The organism is Wolbachia endosymbiont of Menacanthus eurysternus, assembly GCA_029715105.1.
Lineage (GTDB): Bacteria > Pseudomonadota > Alphaproteobacteria > Rickettsiales > Anaplasmataceae > Wolbachia.
In genome coordinates, this window is record CP085695.1 from 628,467 (window position 1) to 647,113 (window position 18,647).

The window sequence follows — 18,647 nt, forward strand, 5'->3', positions numbered from 1 at the left end:
GCCAATGTTCTCACAAGTATTCATAACAAAAGATTTTTTATCTTAATAAATTTAAAATTAAAAAAATTCAAACTTCTCCAATAAAAATTGGAAACATAAAATTTATCTCATAATCTGAATAATTAATTAAAATCCCCAAAATCAAAAACATACAAATAAAACTATAAAAATTTAATCATCCTGATATGAAATCAACTTTAATCAAAAAAAACTAAAATAAAATATAGAAACGATTTGATCGTATCAAAAACCTTACTACAACCTTATTCACTCAACTTCTCATAACGCAATACAAAAATATAGCAAAACAATAAACAGCTACACATACACATTTATCTCTTTTCCTTTTTAATATATATTAAAGAAACAAAATACTCTAAAAATTTAATTCATCATTCCTATCTTCCTAAAGATACTTAATAAAACTTATTGACACATCAATTTTATTACATAAAATAACACCCAAAGATGTTTGAATAGTTAAATAAAAGTTGTTTTTAAAGTAGAGATAAAGACAGCAATATAAAGCTAATTATTCTATCGGATTTATCCGATTTGTTTTCAACTTTCACAAGTTGAATATTCTAAATTTGAGAGTTTGATCCTGGCTCAGAATGAACGCTGGCGGCAGGCTTAACACATGCAAGTCGAACGGAGTTATATTATACTTGCTATTATATAACTTAGTGGCAAACGGGTGAGTAATATATAGGAATCTACCTAGTAGTACGGAATAACTGTTAGAAATGACAACTAATACCGTATACTCCCTACGGGGGAAAGATTTTTATCGCTATTAGATGAGCCTATACTAGATTAGTTAGTTGGTGGGGTAATGGCCTACCAAGACTATGATCTATAGCTGGTCTGAGAGGACGATCAGCCACACTGGAACTGAGATACGGTCCAGACTCCTACGGGAGGCAGCAGTGGGGAATATTGGACAATGGGCGAAAGCCTGATCCAGCCATGCCGCATGAGTGAAGAAGGCCTTCGGGTTGTAAAGCTCTTTCAGTGAGGAAGATAATGACGGTACTCACAGAAGAAGTCCTGGCTAACTCCGTGCCAGCAGCCGCGGTAATACGGAGAGGGCTAGCGTTATTCGGAATTATTGGGCGTAAAGGGCGTGTAGGCTGATTAGTAAGTTAAAAGTGAAATCCCAGAGCTCAACTCTGGAATTGCTTTTAAAACTACTGATCTAGAGATTGAAAGAGGATAGAGAAATTCCTAGTGTAGAGGTGAAATTCGTAAATATTAGGAGGAACACCAGTGGCGAAGGCGTCTATCTAGTTCAAATCTGACGCTGAGGCGCGAAAGCGTGGGGAGCAAACAGGATTAGATACCCTGGTAGTCCACGCTGTAAACGATGAATGTTAAATATGGGAAAATTTATTTTCTGTATTACAGCTAACGCGTTAAACATTCCGCCTGGGGACTACGGTCGCAAGATTAAAACTCAAAGGAATTGACGGGGACCCGCACAAGCGGTGGAGCATGTGGTTTAATTCGATGCAACGCGAAAAACCTTACCACTCCTTGACATGGAAATTATACCTATTTGAAGAAATAGGGTCGGTTAGGCCGGATTTCACACAGGTGTTGCATGGCTGTCGTCAGCTCGTGTCGTGAGATGTTGGGTTAAGTCCCGCAACGAGCGTAACCCTCATCCTTAGTTGCCATCAGGTAATGCTGGGAACTTTAAGGAAACTGCTAGCGATGAGCTGGAGGAAGGTGAGGATGATGTCAAGTCATCATGGCCCTTATGGAGTGGGCTACACACGTGCTACAATGGTGACTACAATAGGCTGCGAAGTCGTGAGACTGAGCCAACCCCTAAAAGTCGTCTCAGTTCGGATTGTACTCTGCAACTCGAGTACATGAAGTTGGAATCGCTAGTAATCGTGGATCAGCATGCCACGGTGAATACGTTCTCGGGTCTTGTACACACTGCCCGTCACGCCATGGGAATTGGTTTCACTCAAAACTAATAACCTAACCGCAAGGAGGGAATTATTTAAAGTGGAATCAGTGACTGGGGTGAAGTCGTAACAAGGTAGCGGTAGGGGAATCTGCAGCTGGATTACCTCCTTAGGCTTTGTACAACAACTCACTGTTTCTGATGATAGTGTTGTAGTTGTAATATTGCTGTCTCTACTTCTACTTTACTTTTATTTACTTTTTATTTCTATTTTTAAAAAAAATATGAATTTTAGACCACTTTCTCCACATTTACAAATATATAAGCTACAAATTACTAGCTTTTTTTCTATTATTCATAGACTTACTGGGATTATATTATTCATAATACTAATGATGCTATCTTGGTACTTTATACTGCATGTTTATTTTCCCAAACTATTTATAATAAAATATCTAGATATATTATTATCATCTAATTCTGCCGTTATAAAATTTATTTATGTTCTATGCATTTCATGCTTTTTATACCATTTTCTCAATGGTATTCGTTACTTATTATGGTGTGCTGGACTCAATTTAGAAATTACTAAAATCTCAAAAAGTGCCATACTACTAACAATAACTTTACTCTTCTCTGCAATAACCTTTTCACTCATACTTTTTTTATGAATGAATCTCGAAATTCAGTGTATCATTGGTGGATTCAACGTACCTCTGCCGTTATTTTATTACTTTTATTTCCTTGGTTTGCTTATTTATTTTCTCATAGTATTTATGCTGATAAACAATTGTCTTTTAATAGCAAGTTATTCTACGCTATTAATCACCCTTTAGAACTTTTATTTTTTATTATATTATTGTTCCATGTTTTTCAGCATGCAGTTCTCGGAATGCAAACGATATGTGAAGACTATATACACAATATTCCTATAAGAATTTTTACGATTACATGTATAAGATATTTATCAAATATCACTTATATAACTCTCACTTTTACAATTCTTTTCTCTTACAAGCACCTTTTTTTTATAAAAACATAAATTTTTGTATCAACACTCATTAATTAATAATATGGTACTATTTTATAAAAATCACTTTTTCAATATAACATGTCGCTATATCTTATAATAAAAAAATTATTCAATTTTCCTAAATCCCAAGTTTATATTAATGGATTCAGAAAAGCAATGATATACGATGGAAGAAAGTGTCAATATCCAAAAAATTATGACCAACTTATAAAGTTAGGAAAAATTGAAAAAATTAAAAAATATAATAAAAAGCCAAAATACTATCTTAAATACAAAGGATATAAATTTGATTTAACTCTAATTAAAAAAATCGATAATAACCTTTATTTTACTATTAGCTTTCTAGTTAATAAAAATAGATATAAAATTAATGATTATCGTAAATTTTACGAACCATTTCTTTTTAAAAAAGAAGACTTAAAAAAATATATTCCAATATTAGAAGTTAAAGAAATATTTAATTCCAAATATCCATCATTTAAATTAACAGATTCCCACGTTCCAATAAAAAAAAATAAAGAAAAAAAAATCTATAAAATAACCGGTCAAAAAGAAAAAAACGGAAAACTATTATATAATAGCTATTTTAAAAAATTAAACATTAGTTTTTATGAAATTAGAGATCAAAACGGTAATTTAGAATTAGATAAAAGCCTTATATCTGTTCCAATTATTTTCATTGCTAATTTAACTAAAACCTGTGTAAGAATACTTACTTCCATTCCAATGGAATTAGGAAAATACTTAATAAATAAACAAAATTCAATTACAAAAACTCTCGGTTATTTTTTATTCATCACCTCAACAATAATAAAAAACTTCGTAAACCTTGGAACAACAATATTTAAAATTCCAATTTTGTTATTAGTAACAAATAAAAAAAAATATGATGACGCTTATTGGATTATGTGGAAATTTCAAATAAAAGAATGCTGGAAAGAAATAAAAAATGATTACTCAATTGTAAAATTTGGGGGGGAAAAATTAAAATTAAAAGAGAATAGTTATTATCCTGAATATAGAATTATGGGAACACAAAAAGAACTTGACAATAAAGAACCCAATCTTGAAAAAAAATTAAAAGATATATCAAACAAAATTAATGAGATTAATAACATAGAACAAAGAAAAAACCCAAAAAAACTACAAAATGAAAAAATCAACAAAGAAATAACATTTAAAAACAGTATTTATACTCCTTATACTACTCTTCTTTACTCTAGAAGAGTAACACAAAAAATAAAAAATTTAAAAATACCTTACCAACAACTATAGTTTATCCAAACACCTTTCTTTATTACCACACTTTAATAAAGACTTTTTTAAAAATTTAAATTTTAACTTCTTTTATTGGACTCTTTTTTATTCGAAAGTAAAATAAAAATTACTATCATAATGATTACTAGATAGTAATTAATGCACCTCTAAAATTTAGAACCGCATTATATTTTCTATAACACAAAATTCCATCAGCCTATCCATATTTTACTACTTCTTATGCAAAATTTCACCCCCTGCCTACAAAAATATTTTAGCATTTTAAGTATTTAAAAATCAACTAATCTATATAAGTTAATATAAATTAACATTCCCGACCAAAACCACTATATATAAATCTCTAACTACTATAAAAATATCTCTTATCCTAAATAACTATTTAAAATTTATCTAAGTTTACTCTATAAGTATAAATTATAAACTCCGTAAACCATCAATACATAAGAACAACTATAATAAAGAAACCACCACTCTAACAAACACACTCTTCCCTAAAAGAACAAATCCTTTCTTTATCTCTCTTTTATCACTATATTACAACTTCTAACTTGGATTAAAGAAAACTAATCACATAAACACTAAAACTCTGCACATATTTTTCTCTATCCTTTTTTAAAATTTAAAAATAAACCACACACCAAAACTTTCTATATCAGTCTTTAAATTGTAACCTCAACATCAATCCTCAAATATCTATTAAATACAAACCATCATGCTACAATTTTTTAAAAACAAAACTATCATAAAAATCCTTAGATCCTTATAATAATATTTTATAATTTCAACTATCTCGATAAAAACCTTTAATAGAAAAATATTACCTATTGCGAGAACCCTTACTATTACCACCACTTTTATTATACAACATGTTCTCACTATTACTCATGTCATAGCTAGGATAAAATTTACCATCATTACCAATTATATAATTCACCTTCTCAACATTATTACATTCTTTATATAAACTCTCAATTCCCGAATCTTCTAATAATTTCTTGGTTCTTGATTTTACAACTATAAAATACCTATACACATCTCCAATGAGCTTGATAAGTGTAGGCATCTTTCTTTTATCAAAAGCAATTATACCCACTAACGCCACAACCAAAACTTCCGAAAAACCTATACCGAACATTCTATAAAACGAGCATTTTAATCCTTCTTATTATAAATATAAATTTACTTAAATCAAGCTCAGAAGCAAGCATCTCATCTAAAAAATTATTATAACGCTCTATACAATTCACAGCATTATTATAAACCCAAGCATGAACTCTATCTTCACAACTACCAGATGACCTTATAACTTTAATGGATAATTTATAATGATAATTACTCAAATCATCCAATAAATCATTAATTAAACTACGATCCCAATAAGAAGAATGACTTTTCATTTTTATAGCAATCGTTTTGATTACATCAAACCGTAATAGAGATTTCAATCCAAAATATACTTTACCAACATCAAGAATAGATAATGAAGTTTGTTTAGAAATTAATATAATATCTAATGCATAAGCTAAAACATATAAATTAGCAACTTTTTTTGCTAAATCTTTATTTATATTGAGACCCAGTAAAAAATCGGATCCATGATAATAAATCTTTAACAAATGTTCATCTAAAATACTAGTTAAATTTTTATCTAAAAATTTAACTACATCTTGAAACTTTATAATATCATCTAACTTTATAGGAGCAAATTTATTAAGGTTTTTTACTAACCAAAATGATACTCTACCAATAAACTTCTGTACATTTCTCACTATTCTTAAATACGAATTAACATCAATTTTACCATCTAATTTATCAATTTTCTTCCACAAACTATCTAAACCATACAAACGATTAATAACAATATATACATTGACTGCTTCATGCACTCTAATCCCAGTATTTTCAACTAAATTATTAATAAATATACACCCCATTCTATTTACTATATCATTCGCAATACAAATAGAAATAATTTCTCTACGAAGCTGATGGTTTAATATATAGCCCTTAAACTCTGTTACCATTCTTTGCGGAAAGTAATTTAATAAATAATTACAACATAAAAAATCTTTTTCAGGTAAACAAGAAATCTTAATTTCATTTTCTATTGCTGTTCTAGCATAAGACATTAAAACAGAAAGCTGAGGAGAACTAAAATACTTCTTTCCAGCTAACATTTCCGCTATTTCTCTATCATCTGGAAGAAATTCCATACTCCGATTTAACAATCCAGCTTTTTCTAAATTAAGCAATAATCTATGATGCTGCTCTAATCTTTTTTTAGCTTGTAAACATTCAAAAAGTAATGCTTTTGTTTCAATCCTATTATGCTCTTCAAGTACCTTAAATGCAACTTCATCCATCATACTAGCCAATATTTCATTCCTTTCCTCCAAAGAAATACTCCCCTTTTTCATAATTGAAGCAAATGCAATTTTAATATTAACTTCTAAATCAGAACATATCACTCCAGCAGAATTATCAATAAAATCTGCATTAACACATCCACCTTTTTCCGCATACTCTACCCTCCCAAGTTGGGTACAACCAAGATTTCCACCCTCTATAAATATAGAAGCCATAATATCTTCACCATTTATTCTTAACTCATCATTTACCTTATCACCTACCATATCATGGCTTTCATTTCTTGATTTAACAAATGTACCAATTCCTCCATTCCATATAAGATCTACTTTAGCTTTCAATAAATACTTTATCAAATCATTCGGAGATAAAACATCTTCTACTATATCAAAACACTTTTTTATTTCCTGGGAAATATTTATTTCCTTACTACTGCGCTCAAATACTCCACCACCCTTAGAAATTAAACTTCTATTATAATCCATCCAAGTTGAAGATGGTAAACTAAAAAGTCTTTCACGCTCCATAAAACTTTTTTTAACATCAGGATTTGGATCAATAAAAATATGCACATGATTAAACGCGCCAATTAAACTCATTTTTTTCGAAAGAAGCATACCATTACCGAATAAATCACCAGCCATATCTCCAATCCCAATGACAGTCACATTTTGATAAATATCCCTATTCATCCTCCAAAAATGCCTTTGTGCCGCAATCCATGCACCCCTCGCGGTAATACCCATCTTTTTATGATCATAACCTGTAGATCCGCCGGACGCAAATGCATCACCAAGCCAAAAATTATACTCAAAAGCTATTTGATTAGCATAGTTAGAAAACAAAGCAGTACCTTTATCTGCTGCAACTACTAAATACGGATCATCTTTATCATATCTAATCACATTTTCCGGTGGAACTACACCACCATCAATTATATTGTCAGTAACATCAAGCATCCCTCTGATAAAATTTTTATAACACTCAACACCCTTCTCCATTAGAACACTTTTATCCACATAAACTTCCTTTACTATAAACCCACCCTTTGCACCAACAGGTAATATAACTGTATTTTTAGTCATTTGAGTTTTCATAAGACCTAAAATTTCAGTACGAAAATCTTCTATTCTACTTGACCATCTTAAACCACCACGTGCTAATTTGCCTCCCCTTAGATGTATCCCCTCAAAGGGGGTTGAATACACATATAATTCACAATACGGACGAGGATTAGGCAAGTCATTTATTTTACTTGAATCAAATTTTATAGATAAATATGACCTATCATTCTGATAATAATTAGTTCTTAAAATGGCCATTATTAAATTAAATATGGAATTTATAACATAATCATGTGAAATATCACTTATCTCTCCTAAAAGTTCCCTAATTTTCTCTCTAAAAATATCTGTAGTTTTTACCCTATCAATGTCCATACCAGGATCAAATCTTACATGAAATAATTGTATTAAATATCTCACTATTTTTGGATAGTCTGAAACTACTTTTTGAATATATCTAACATTATACTTAAAAGATATTTGCTTCAAATAAGCACTCAAAGCCCTAATTAGAAATACCTCTTTCCACCCTAATCCGGCAATAACAATTAAGCTATTAAAATAATCATTCTCAATTTCTCCATTAAACACTTTTATAAGTGTTATCTCAAATTGTTCTTTTGAAATAATGTTATCTATCAATATATTAACCCTTAATAATACAAAACAATGTATCCATACTCCGTCATTTATCTCTACATGATAACTATTATGAGATAAAATCTTCACTCCAAGATTATTGATAACACTCAATATCTTTGATAGCTCAAGACCTCCATTGCTTGGAGTATAAACCTTCAATTGATAAAAGTTGTCACAATTGAATTTTAAATCAACTTCATTTACTCTTTTTTTTCTTACTATCTCCAATTTCTTTATATCATAATATGCATCATTAGGTTCAAAACTCTCTTGGTAACTTACTGGAAATGCTCTACAATAACGAATAAATACACTATCATTAACAATACTAAAAATATTATCCATAAAACGATCATCCCACTCTTCTATAATACTTCTTAACTTATCTTCAACGCACAATAAAACTTCTTTAGTAAAAACACTAAATTCAACCTTCAATATCACATGCAACTTCATTAAGTCATACTCATTTATAATATGTCGATTATAAATCGATGCAAATTTTGCATTTACCTCATTTTTTAATATATTACATATCTTAAGCATCAACCTAGTGCCAGCAGAACGCATAGGTATTAATACTATACAACTAACAAAATTTCCTATCTTCTTTAAGAACAATTTAACTCTTGGCTTAATTGCAAGAGACATAATTAAAATACAAATTTTAAATAATTCATCTTCATTAAACTGAAATAATTCATCACAAGAAAATGCTTGTAAAATAGAAATTAATGCCTTGTTGTTGTGACAACCAGATATAAAACCAGATTTTTTCTCTATCACCTTAACTTTAGTTTTTATTATCGGAATAGTTCTAATGTCTTGAACTTCAGCAGTAGAAGTAAATAATCCAAAAAAACGATGCTCTCTTACTATAAGATCACCATTAAATTCTCTCACCCCTATACAATTTATATATGTTCGCTTATGAACTATTGAAATCAAATCTGACATTAATACATATAAATGATTAACATCTTCTACATGAGTAACCAACACATTTTGATATTTCTCTTCAAGAATTCTCATTAAACCAAGATTTTCTCTACTATTTAAAATAACATTACAATTTCCATTGTAAATGCATTCTTGATAACCCAAGAATATAAAATTATTATTCTTCAACCAAACTAAAAAATCTTTTTCTTTAATTCCAACACCAGTATTAGATGTCGATGCAACATAATAAATCGCTTCATCTAATTTTTTAAGCATTAATTGCCAATCTTTCACTACCCAATAAACAGCTTCTAATGTCTTATGCAAGGATTCTTTTATTATAGAAATAAAACTATCACCTATATTTTTAATAAGCACATATATTACTGATTCCTTGACACCACCGCTATCATCTAAATGATAAATTTCATCAATAATGCCACTCTTTCTTTGAATATTGATTATACTATTACTATAATAACATATATTTAAACCATGTGATTTAATAGTTGAAATCACGGAGTCAACTAAAAATGGCATATCATCATTTGCTATCTTAATTATAGTAAAACTACCTCTTATTCCAGGTATATCACTTACATTACTTATTATTAATTTACTTTCTTCTTTTTCCTTTTTAAGGATAAAATTAAATGCATCTTCTGCAATGTATAGAAGAAATTTACCACTAATTTTTAAGTCACTATTATAAATAAAACTGCAAAAATACTTAACAAACTCCCTAATCTTCTTTTCTTTTTCTTCTTGATTAATTAGTTTTAATAGAGACTCAACGTCAACATTATACTCCACAAACATTTTTATAACCAAAAATACACAGTAGATTTAACCCCCCTTTTAGTAAGAAAAAACTTTATTATTAAAATACATAACTCCCTATCAATCTTTTACTTCATTATACACAACGCCAACTTTATGATGCCTGTCCAAAACAAACTTCAAAATAGGAGATATCCATTATATGATATATAAAACTTTCTCTAACAGCAAAAATAATAAAATAAAACATACAACAGATTAAAATCCTAATTCTCTACAGATTTTTAAAATAATATATAAACACAAATTTTCTTCCAGTTAGATGTGAACTCTCACATTTCAAATCATATAATCTCATGTTATCGCATAATTTTTCAACTAATGTCAAATTAATATAACAATTGACTTTTAATATAATTCAATCTACATTACCTTAATACTTTAGTTGGATCTTATGTCAGATCTAAAAACAATGATATTAAATTTTGGTCCTCAACATCCGGCAGCTCATGGAGTACTACGCCTTATACTAGAAATGGACGGTGAAATAATTGAAAGAGCGGATCCACACATTGGGTTTTTGCATCGTGGTACTGAAAAATTAATAGAATACAAAACATATCTACAAGCTTTACCATATTTCGATCGACTTGATTACGTATCACCAATGTCACAAGAACATGCATATTCACTATGTGTAGAAAAATTACTAAAGTGTGAGATTCCAACTAGGGCAAAATATCTACGTATCTTATTCTGCGAATTAACTAGAATACTCAATCACTTACTTAATATCTCTTCTCAAGCATTAGATGTTGGAGCGATGACTCCTCTTCTATGGCTTTTTGAAGAAAGAGAAAAAATATTAAGATTTTATGAAAGAGCTTCGGGTGCAAGGTTTCATGCAGCATATATCAGACCAGGTGGAGTTTCTAAAGATATCTCAAAAGACCTAATTGATGATATTGCAATATTTACAGAACAGTTTCCACAATATATAGATGATATTGATGAATTACTAACAGAAAATAGAATATGGAAACAACGAACTGTAGGAATTAGTGAAATATCAATTGAACAAGCTCTTAACTGGGGTTTTAGCGGACCAATGCTACGCGCAGCTGGATTAGCTTGGGACTTACGGAAAAGTCAACCATATGAAGTATATGACCAACTAGATTTTGATATACCAATCGGCCAAAACGGTGACTGTTATGACCGTTACTTAGTAAGAATGGCAGAAATTAGACAATCTATTAAATTAGTAAAACAATGCATAGAAAAAATGCCAGAAGGACCAATAAAAACTAAAAATAGAAAAATTTCTCCACCCTCAAGAGAAGAAATGAAGACTTCCATGGAAGCTATGATCCATCACTTTAAACTCTATTCAGAGGGATATCATGTACCAAAAGGTGAATTTTACGTAGCAGTTGAGGCACCAAAAGGTGAATTTGGAGTATATATAGTATCAAATGGAACCAATATACCATATAGGTGTAGAATAAGAGCACCTGGTTTTGCACATTTACAGGCTTTAGATTTCATATCGAAAGGACACATGCTTGCTGATATTGCAGCAATCATTGGTTCGCTCGATATAGTATTTGGCGAAATCGATAGATAAAATTTATAATTTTTATTATAAAATGTAGTATGAACTTTATTACATATATTTTATAAATGTTTTAGAGAGTTACTTATATCTTGATTAAGAACACCACCATACCTTTTTATATACGAAGAACCCTTCGTATCAAACATCATATAAAATATTATAAAAATACTTATAAAACATAAGGATATAAAAATTAAAGTTAAAAAACTTTAAAAGCCATCCCTAAAAAAGGGGGAGGGGCTGTGAGGATGATAATAACTAACAATGTAATTTAAATAAATCTCATTATAAATTTATATTGTTCAAAACTATTTAATGACACTAGCCTACACTCAATATCTTAACCCACATTATATTATAATAAATAATCACTATAATTTAAATACCCTAAAGGTTTTGATGATTTTATTAAAATAATTATAAAAACGCATTGCTTCTCTAATTCACCCTAAAAACTTAAAATCTTATTTATAATAAGACACATTTTATAAACACATTACATAATAATTTCAAAATATATTAAAACTACCTAATATCAAGAAAATACTATTATTCAAAAACACCCCGTCCTATCCAATTCTCTTTTATTCTAAAACCATATTTTCTCCTTTTAACTTTTCATCTTTAAATTTATTTCACTATTTTCGCAGTCTTTATATTTTATAATAAGCATTATATAAAATACCTCTTTATAAAGAGAAAGATTATAAACACTTCCCCGCCAAAGTACCTTATAATTTACTAGATTTTATCTTTATCAAAACTTCTACAGACCCCCCTTTTTTTAACAGAAAAACTATTAACTTATACCATACAGTTTAATTTTAAACACTTTCTTATTCTTGAACCTACCATTTATTTTAATTTTAAAAATCAAAATTCACACAAAACTTACACAAATGTAATACTAATTACTAGCAGTTAAAATTGTTAGAATTCGCTAACAATTCAATACTAATTCTATATTTTTATTTATATTCAAAACAAATGTTCAAAATTATTTACAATTTTATAGATACTTTTATCCTTAAACTAATTTTTAAATAAAATAGAAATATTTTCTTTTCATATAGTTATTCCCATTCGATAGTTGCTGGCGGTTTAGAAGTTAAATCATAAACAACTCTATTTACTCCAGGAACATTGTTGGTAATTGCATTACTAACACACTGCAAAAAATCCCAAAATACTAATGAATATTGATTTTTATTTCCAAATGGAAATGCATCAGCCGTCATACCATCGTGTGATGTTACAACTCTTAAAACGCAAACATACCCATCATATACACGTTTATCTCCTATAACACCAACAGTTCTTACTGGCAATAACACAGTAAAAACCTGCCATACAATACTATATAAATCATAGCTCTTCATTGTATTAATACAAATTTCATCCACTTTTTGTAATATTCTAACTTTTTCTTCATTTACTTCACCTATAATTCTTACTGCAAAACCAGGACCAGGAAACGGATGCTGAAATATTAACTCATCTGAAAGACCAATTTCCTTTCCAAGCAACCTTACTTCATCTTTAAAAAGATAACGTAAAGGCTCTATTAACCTTAAATTCATCCTTTCTGACAATCCTCCAACATTATGATGAGACTTAATCGTACTATTGTTCCATGAAGCACACCCTGATTCAATCACATCTGAATAAATAGTACCTTGCATCAAAAAATCCACATCACCTATTTTTTTTGCCTCTTCTTCAAACATTTCAATAAAAGTATTCCCAATAATCTTTCTTTTTTCTTCAGGATCGATTATCCCCCTCAATCTACTTAAAAATAAATCTGACCTATTGATATAATTAATAGGAATGATACTTCTCAATAAATCAATCGTTTGTTTTTTTTGTAGCAATCCAGTATCAATAAAAATGCAGTTTAATTGTTCTCCTATAGCTCGATAGGTAAGAATTGCTGCAACACTTGAATCAACACCACCACTTACTGCAGCAATTACTCTTTTTTTTCCTACTAAATCTTTAATTTTTTTCTCTTCATCTTTAATAAACGACCCCCCTACTATCCAATTTCTTTTACAATTTACAATATCCAAAAAATTAGATAACAGTTTATCCCCGCCTTCCGTAGAATTAACCTCAGGATGAAATTGAGTACAGTAAATCTTACGCTCTTCATTTGTAATCATTGCAATTGTCTGATTTAATACGCTAAGTGCAATAACACTGAATCCACGTGGTACAGTTTCAATACTATCTATATGATTCATCAACACATCCACTTCAGAATTAGTCTCCCAAACACCCTTTATAAGTGAAGATAATCCCAAGATTTTTATCTTAGTTCTACCAAATTCCTGTTTATATTTTTCTTTTACTCTTGCTCCAAAATAATGACAAATGAGTTGCTGTCCATAACATATTCCAAATATAGGAACATTTGTTTTCTCGTTAAACCTTATAATTTTATACGCTACTTTATTTATATCATTAAAATTATCATTTACTGATTGCGGCCCTCCAGAAAAAACAAACCCATTAAACTTAGATAATTTATCGAAACAAATATTACTAGAAAATATTTCACAATAAACTCTCATTTCCCTTATTCGTCTTGCAATAAGACAAGTAAATTGCGAACCAAAATCAAGAATAGCAATTGCAGATAATTTATTCCTCGTATTCACTCAAAACAACCCCCCTTTTAAAAAAGATAAGCAAATCTTTTCTTTTATAAAATCATAAATAATGATAACCACTATACAGTAAAAACCTTCTTTATAAGACATAATTAAAATCAATAAACTCCCCCCATAAAGATAAATTTATACCATTTCTCATAAACAAATATAACCAAAACATATTACCAACCCCACTAAATAACAGAACATAAATCTATTTTTATAATCCACATTATCCATAAATCTTATTTCCACACCCCTTTAACTTTTAGCAACATCCTTCTACAAATACAAAGACTCCCGATATACATATCTCCATTAATACATATATAAATAATTACCATGACTTTATCATTATGTATAAAATACCAAGATTTACTTTATTTCTCATATCAACCTTATACCCAACCCTCTAATAACTAACTCCTTAAATTTATATTATTTATTATTTCTAAATATTTATCTCTATACTCACGCTATATACAATTCACCAAAAGTTTCACTAAAATTTAAAAGTAATGACAAAATATTTCTACATTTTATGCATTTTAACCTCTTCGCTTACAATTTATAAACCATAAATATTACATCACTTAAAACAACCTACTTAAATTTCAAGCATCAAAAGAAAATTAAAACATCAATCGCCAATATCATACCTAAAAAAACCTCCTGGCCATTCTAAAAAATTTAATGCTGAATATACTTTATCTTTAGCATCTTCCACTCCACTTCCTTCTCCTACTATATTAATTACCCTCCCACCATCAGAAATCAAATTACCACTTTTATCCAATCTAGTACCAGCATGAAAAACAAGTATTCCTGGTATATTTTCAATTTTACCTAATCCTTTAATTACTTCTCCTGTTTTATAATCACCCGGATAGCCATCACTTGCAACAACAACACAAACTGTAGATCTATTAGTAAGCTTTACAGTTTTAGTATTTAAATTTCCTTCTGAAGTTAGAAACATTAATTCCAATAAATCACAATCTTTATCAAGCCTAGGTAAAATAGATTGTACCTCAGGATCACCAAATCTAACATTATATTCGAGAAGCTTGGGATTACCATCACAGAGAATTAAACCAGCAAAAAGCACCCCTTTATAAGGAGTTTTCATATTAATCAATGCCTGAACTGTTGGATATATTATCCCTTGAATAATCTTATTTTCCATATCATGACTTATGATTAAAGGCGATGAATAAGCCCCCATACCCCCTGTATTTTGACTATTATTGTTTTTATTAACTCTTTTATAATCTTTTGCGCATCCAAATGTTATTATTCTTGTACCATCGATAAAAACAAAAAAACTTACTTCTTCCCCTCTTAAAAATTCTTCTATAACTATCTCCTTACCTGATTCGCCGAACTTCTTCTCCACTAACATCGAATTTATAGCTAAAAAAGCTTCACTTTTTGTATTACAAATTAATGTACCCTTTCCTTCTGCAATTCCACTCGCTTTTATTACAAGTGGAAACTTTATCTTATTATTATTGCGTATAAAACTTCTAGCTAATTCAGCATTGACAAAACATTTGTACTTAGCAGTCGGTATACCATATTGCTTACATAAACCCTTGGTAAAAGCTTTTGAAGCTTCAAGCCTTGCAGCTGCTCGATTTGGAGCAAAAACATTTACTCCCCCTAAAGATAAATCATCAGCAAGTCCATTAACTATTGGTTGCTCTGGACCAATAACAACTAATTTTATATTTTCTCTCTTACAAAACCGTAAAACATCAACCGAATTCTGAATATTTAAGTTAACAAGAACTCCAAGATCTTCCATGGCTTGTCTACCAGGAGCAATATATAATCTAGTCAAAATAGAAGACTTCTTTAAAGCCCAAAGCAAAGCATGTTCACGTCCACCAGAACCTATAACTAAAACCCTCATTCCACAAAACTCTATTATCTTTATTAATTTTTATTATCAGAATTACAATCTATTTCTTATAATGGTATCATTGCTCATATACTTCTGCAACACATTCGGTATCGCAATCGATCCATCATTATTTTGATAATTTTCTATTACAGCAATAATTGTTCTCCCTATAGCTAATGCAGAACCATTTAAAATATGAACATACTTTTTCACCTTTTTATTAACTTCTAAAGAATATTTAGCATTCATCCTTCTTGCTTGAAATGCACCACAATCTGAACAACTTGATACTTCTCTATATTTTTTTTGTTCAGGAAACCATACCTCTATATCATAGGTTTTCTGTGCAGCAAAACCGATATCACCACTACATAACATCATCACTCTATATGGTAATTCTAATTGTTTCAACACTTCTTCAACTACACTTATCATACGCTCAAATTCGTTATCTGATTGATTCTCAGTTGTGATACTCACCAACTCTACCTTACCAAATTGATGCTGCCTTATCATGCCCTTCGTATCTTTTCCTGCACTACCAGCTTCTTTACGAAAACACTCAGAATATGCAGTAAAACGAATTGGTAATTCATTTTCTTTTATTATTTTATCAGCAACTAAATTCGCCAAAACCACTTCACCTGTTGGAATTAATCTCAACTCATCAGTAGTCAAATATGAATCATTAGAAAACTTTGGCATTTGACCGACATTATACATTGCTCTATTTTTTACTAAAACAGGATGATATACTTCAACATAACCAAACTCATTAACATGAACTTCAAGCATAAAATTTATTAATGCTCGCCCAAGTTTAGCCAATTGTCCTTTCAATATTACAAATCTTGACCCACAAATTTTTGTTACCCGTTCGAAATCCATTAAACCCAATCTCTCCCCAAGTTCGTAATGAGATTTCGGTGTAAAATCAAATTTCCTCCTTTCCCCATATTTTTTAATCTCTACATTAAAGCTTTCATTTCCACCTATTGGTACATCCTTTGCAAGAGTATTTGGCAAATTAGATAAAATACTTATTAAACTATTCTTCTTTATTTGTTCTTTTAAACTAATTGCCTTTATCTCGCTTATTATATTTTTTGATGCTTCTACTTCATTCTCGCAAAAACTTCTACTCATCTTTAACTTCTTTATTTCTTCCGTAACCTCATTACGCTTCTTATTTAAATCTTGTAACTTAGTAGTCAACAATCTTTTCTCGTGATCTATTTTTAATATTTCCTCTACAACAAAATTTTTAATTCCTCTATTCTCCATTGCTCTCTTGAATTGCTCAGGATTTTTGCGTATATATTCTATATCATGCATATAAATAATATAAAATTACTAATTAACTCTTCTCATTGGTATACTTTAAAGACTTTTAATATTCAATGCTTTTATATATAAATGAATCAAAGTTAAAATCTAAATATTTAACTATTTAAATAATTAAATTTAAAATTATAAATTAAAATTTTATGAGCGCCTACAGGGCCGTATATATAATTATAAGTCACAAAAATTACAAACCTCTTCTCTTCTTTATCTCTCAAGAGAAATAAAATTTAAATAAAAGGCATCAATCGAAAATAAATCCTTAACTATTAAATTCACATAATGATCGTAAATAAGATAGCCCAAAAATCTTCCAAAGATATCAAAATATTAAATAAACACCTTCCACTCTATAAAACACTATTTTCTAAAACAAATTTCAATATTCAGGTCTGTTATATGAGACCTACTATATATATATTCATCATATTATTTTAATCTTACTAACCAAAACTCTAAACAAAATAAAATATAATTTTCAAAATAATAAAAATATCCATCAAACACGGACTCTCTCACAGAAGATACATCCTCTTACGTAAAGAAAGAAACAAATTTCATTTGATAAATCTAAATATTTCTAAATAACGAAATTATACCATAAAATTTTACTTATTAAAATAAATAAGAGGACAATATAAAATATTCTAAATTCATTCTTCAAAAGAAAATGTTACTTTACTTTAAAATGAACCAAAAAAAAAGAAATCTACTAATAGAAGTTATTCTAAACCTACTTAGACAAATAGTTATCGCCTCTAGTTGATAACAAAAGTTATATTAAAGCTATAAACTTACTACTATAAAATTCAATAACCCCACTCTTTAATAAAAGAAGCTTTTAATTCTCATTAAATTCTCCTTCACAAACTTTCATTCTGTAACTTATAAAATAATTCTGTAATTTCACCTAATAAATAAAAATAGATAAAAATATAAAATTATTTAACTAATAAATAAAACTCTTATATTGCTAGTGAAATTTCATTCATTGAGCAAGTATTTCAAATAGCCTTATAAAATTTTTTAGCTAAAATATACTCTCCTTTAATTTATTTTGTAAAATTCACAGTACACGTTAAAATATTCTTAATACTT

General features: G+C 29.1%; 9 protein-coding genes and 1 rRNA gene. 5 read left to right on the forward strand and 5 right to left on the reverse strand.

From position 1 onward, the window contains the following. Positions 1-586: 586 nt before the first annotated feature. The 4 genes from LJI21_02595 to LJI21_02610 all read left to right on the forward strand — a co-directional run bounded on the left by LJI21_02595 (position 587) and on the right by LJI21_02610 (position 4,226). Positions 587-2,091, forward strand: a 16S ribosomal RNA gene (locus tag LJI21_02595). A gap of 111 nt (positions 2,092-2,202) precedes the next feature. Beyond that, the gene (gene sdhC / locus LJI21_02600) at positions 2,203-2,589 is read left to right on the forward strand and encodes a succinate dehydrogenase, cytochrome b556 subunit (GenBank protein ID WFW29640.1); all 387 of its coding nucleotides are present in this window, start codon (positions 2,203-2,205) and stop codon (positions 2,587-2,589) included. Further along, entirely contained in the window at positions 2,586-2,960 is a 375-nt protein-coding gene (sdhD, locus tag LJI21_02605) for a succinate dehydrogenase, hydrophobic membrane anchor protein (GenBank protein WFW29641.1), read from the forward strand. The genes sdhC and sdhD overlap by 4 nt, the downstream gene beginning before the upstream one ends. 69 nt (positions 2,961-3,029) lie before the next feature. Beyond that, on the forward strand, positions 3,030-4,226 hold the full coding sequence (locus LJI21_02610; GenBank protein ID WFW29642.1) for a hypothetical protein: 1,197 nt from the start codon (positions 3,030-3,032) through the stop codon (positions 4,224-4,226). An 820-nt stretch (positions 4,227-5,046) separates the two neighbouring features. Here LJI21_02610 and LJI21_02615 read toward each other — a convergent pair. Together LJI21_02615 and LJI21_02620 are read right to left on the reverse strand one after the other, a co-directional pair. Next, positions 5,047-5,364 (reverse strand): hypothetical protein, encoded by a 318-nt coding sequence (locus LJI21_02615; GenBank protein ID WFW29643.1) that lies wholly within the window; start codon positions 5,362-5,364, stop codon positions 5,047-5,049. Between the two features lies 1 nt (position 5,365). After that, entirely contained in the window at positions 5,366-10,063 is a 4,698-nt protein-coding gene (locus LJI21_02620) for an NAD-glutamate dehydrogenase (GenBank protein ID WFW29975.1), read from the reverse strand. A 415-nt stretch (positions 10,064-10,478) separates the two neighbouring features. On the opposite strand from LJI21_02620, the gene LJI21_02625 reads away from it, so the two are divergent. After that, positions 10,479-11,651 carry an NADH-quinone oxidoreductase subunit D gene (locus LJI21_02625; protein WFW29644.1) on the forward strand — a complete coding sequence of 391 codons (1,173 nt, stop codon included), beginning with the start codon at positions 10,479-10,481 and terminating at the stop codon, positions 11,649-11,651. Between the two features lie 1,064 nt (positions 11,652-12,715). On the opposite strand, the gene guaA is transcribed toward LJI21_02625, so the two are convergent. The 3 genes from guaA to serS form a co-directional block, all read right to left on the reverse strand. Further along, positions 12,716-14,305, reverse strand: coding sequence for a glutamine-hydrolyzing GMP synthase (gene guaA, locus LJI21_02630; protein WFW29645.1), 1,590 nt, complete (start codon positions 14,303-14,305; stop codon positions 12,716-12,718). Between the two features lie 634 nt (positions 14,306-14,939). After that, complete coding sequence (gene purD, locus LJI21_02635) at positions 14,940-16,214, reverse strand: phosphoribosylamine--glycine ligase (GenBank protein ID WFW29646.1); 1,275 nt, start codon at positions 16,212-16,214, stop codon at positions 14,940-14,942. A gap of 42 nt (positions 16,215-16,256) precedes the next feature. After that, positions 16,257-17,540 carry a serine--tRNA ligase gene (serS, locus tag LJI21_02640; protein WFW29647.1) on the reverse strand — a complete coding sequence of 428 codons (1,284 nt, stop codon included), beginning with the start codon at positions 17,538-17,540 and terminating at the stop codon, positions 16,257-16,259. Between the last annotated feature and the right edge of the window lie 1,107 nt (positions 17,541-18,647).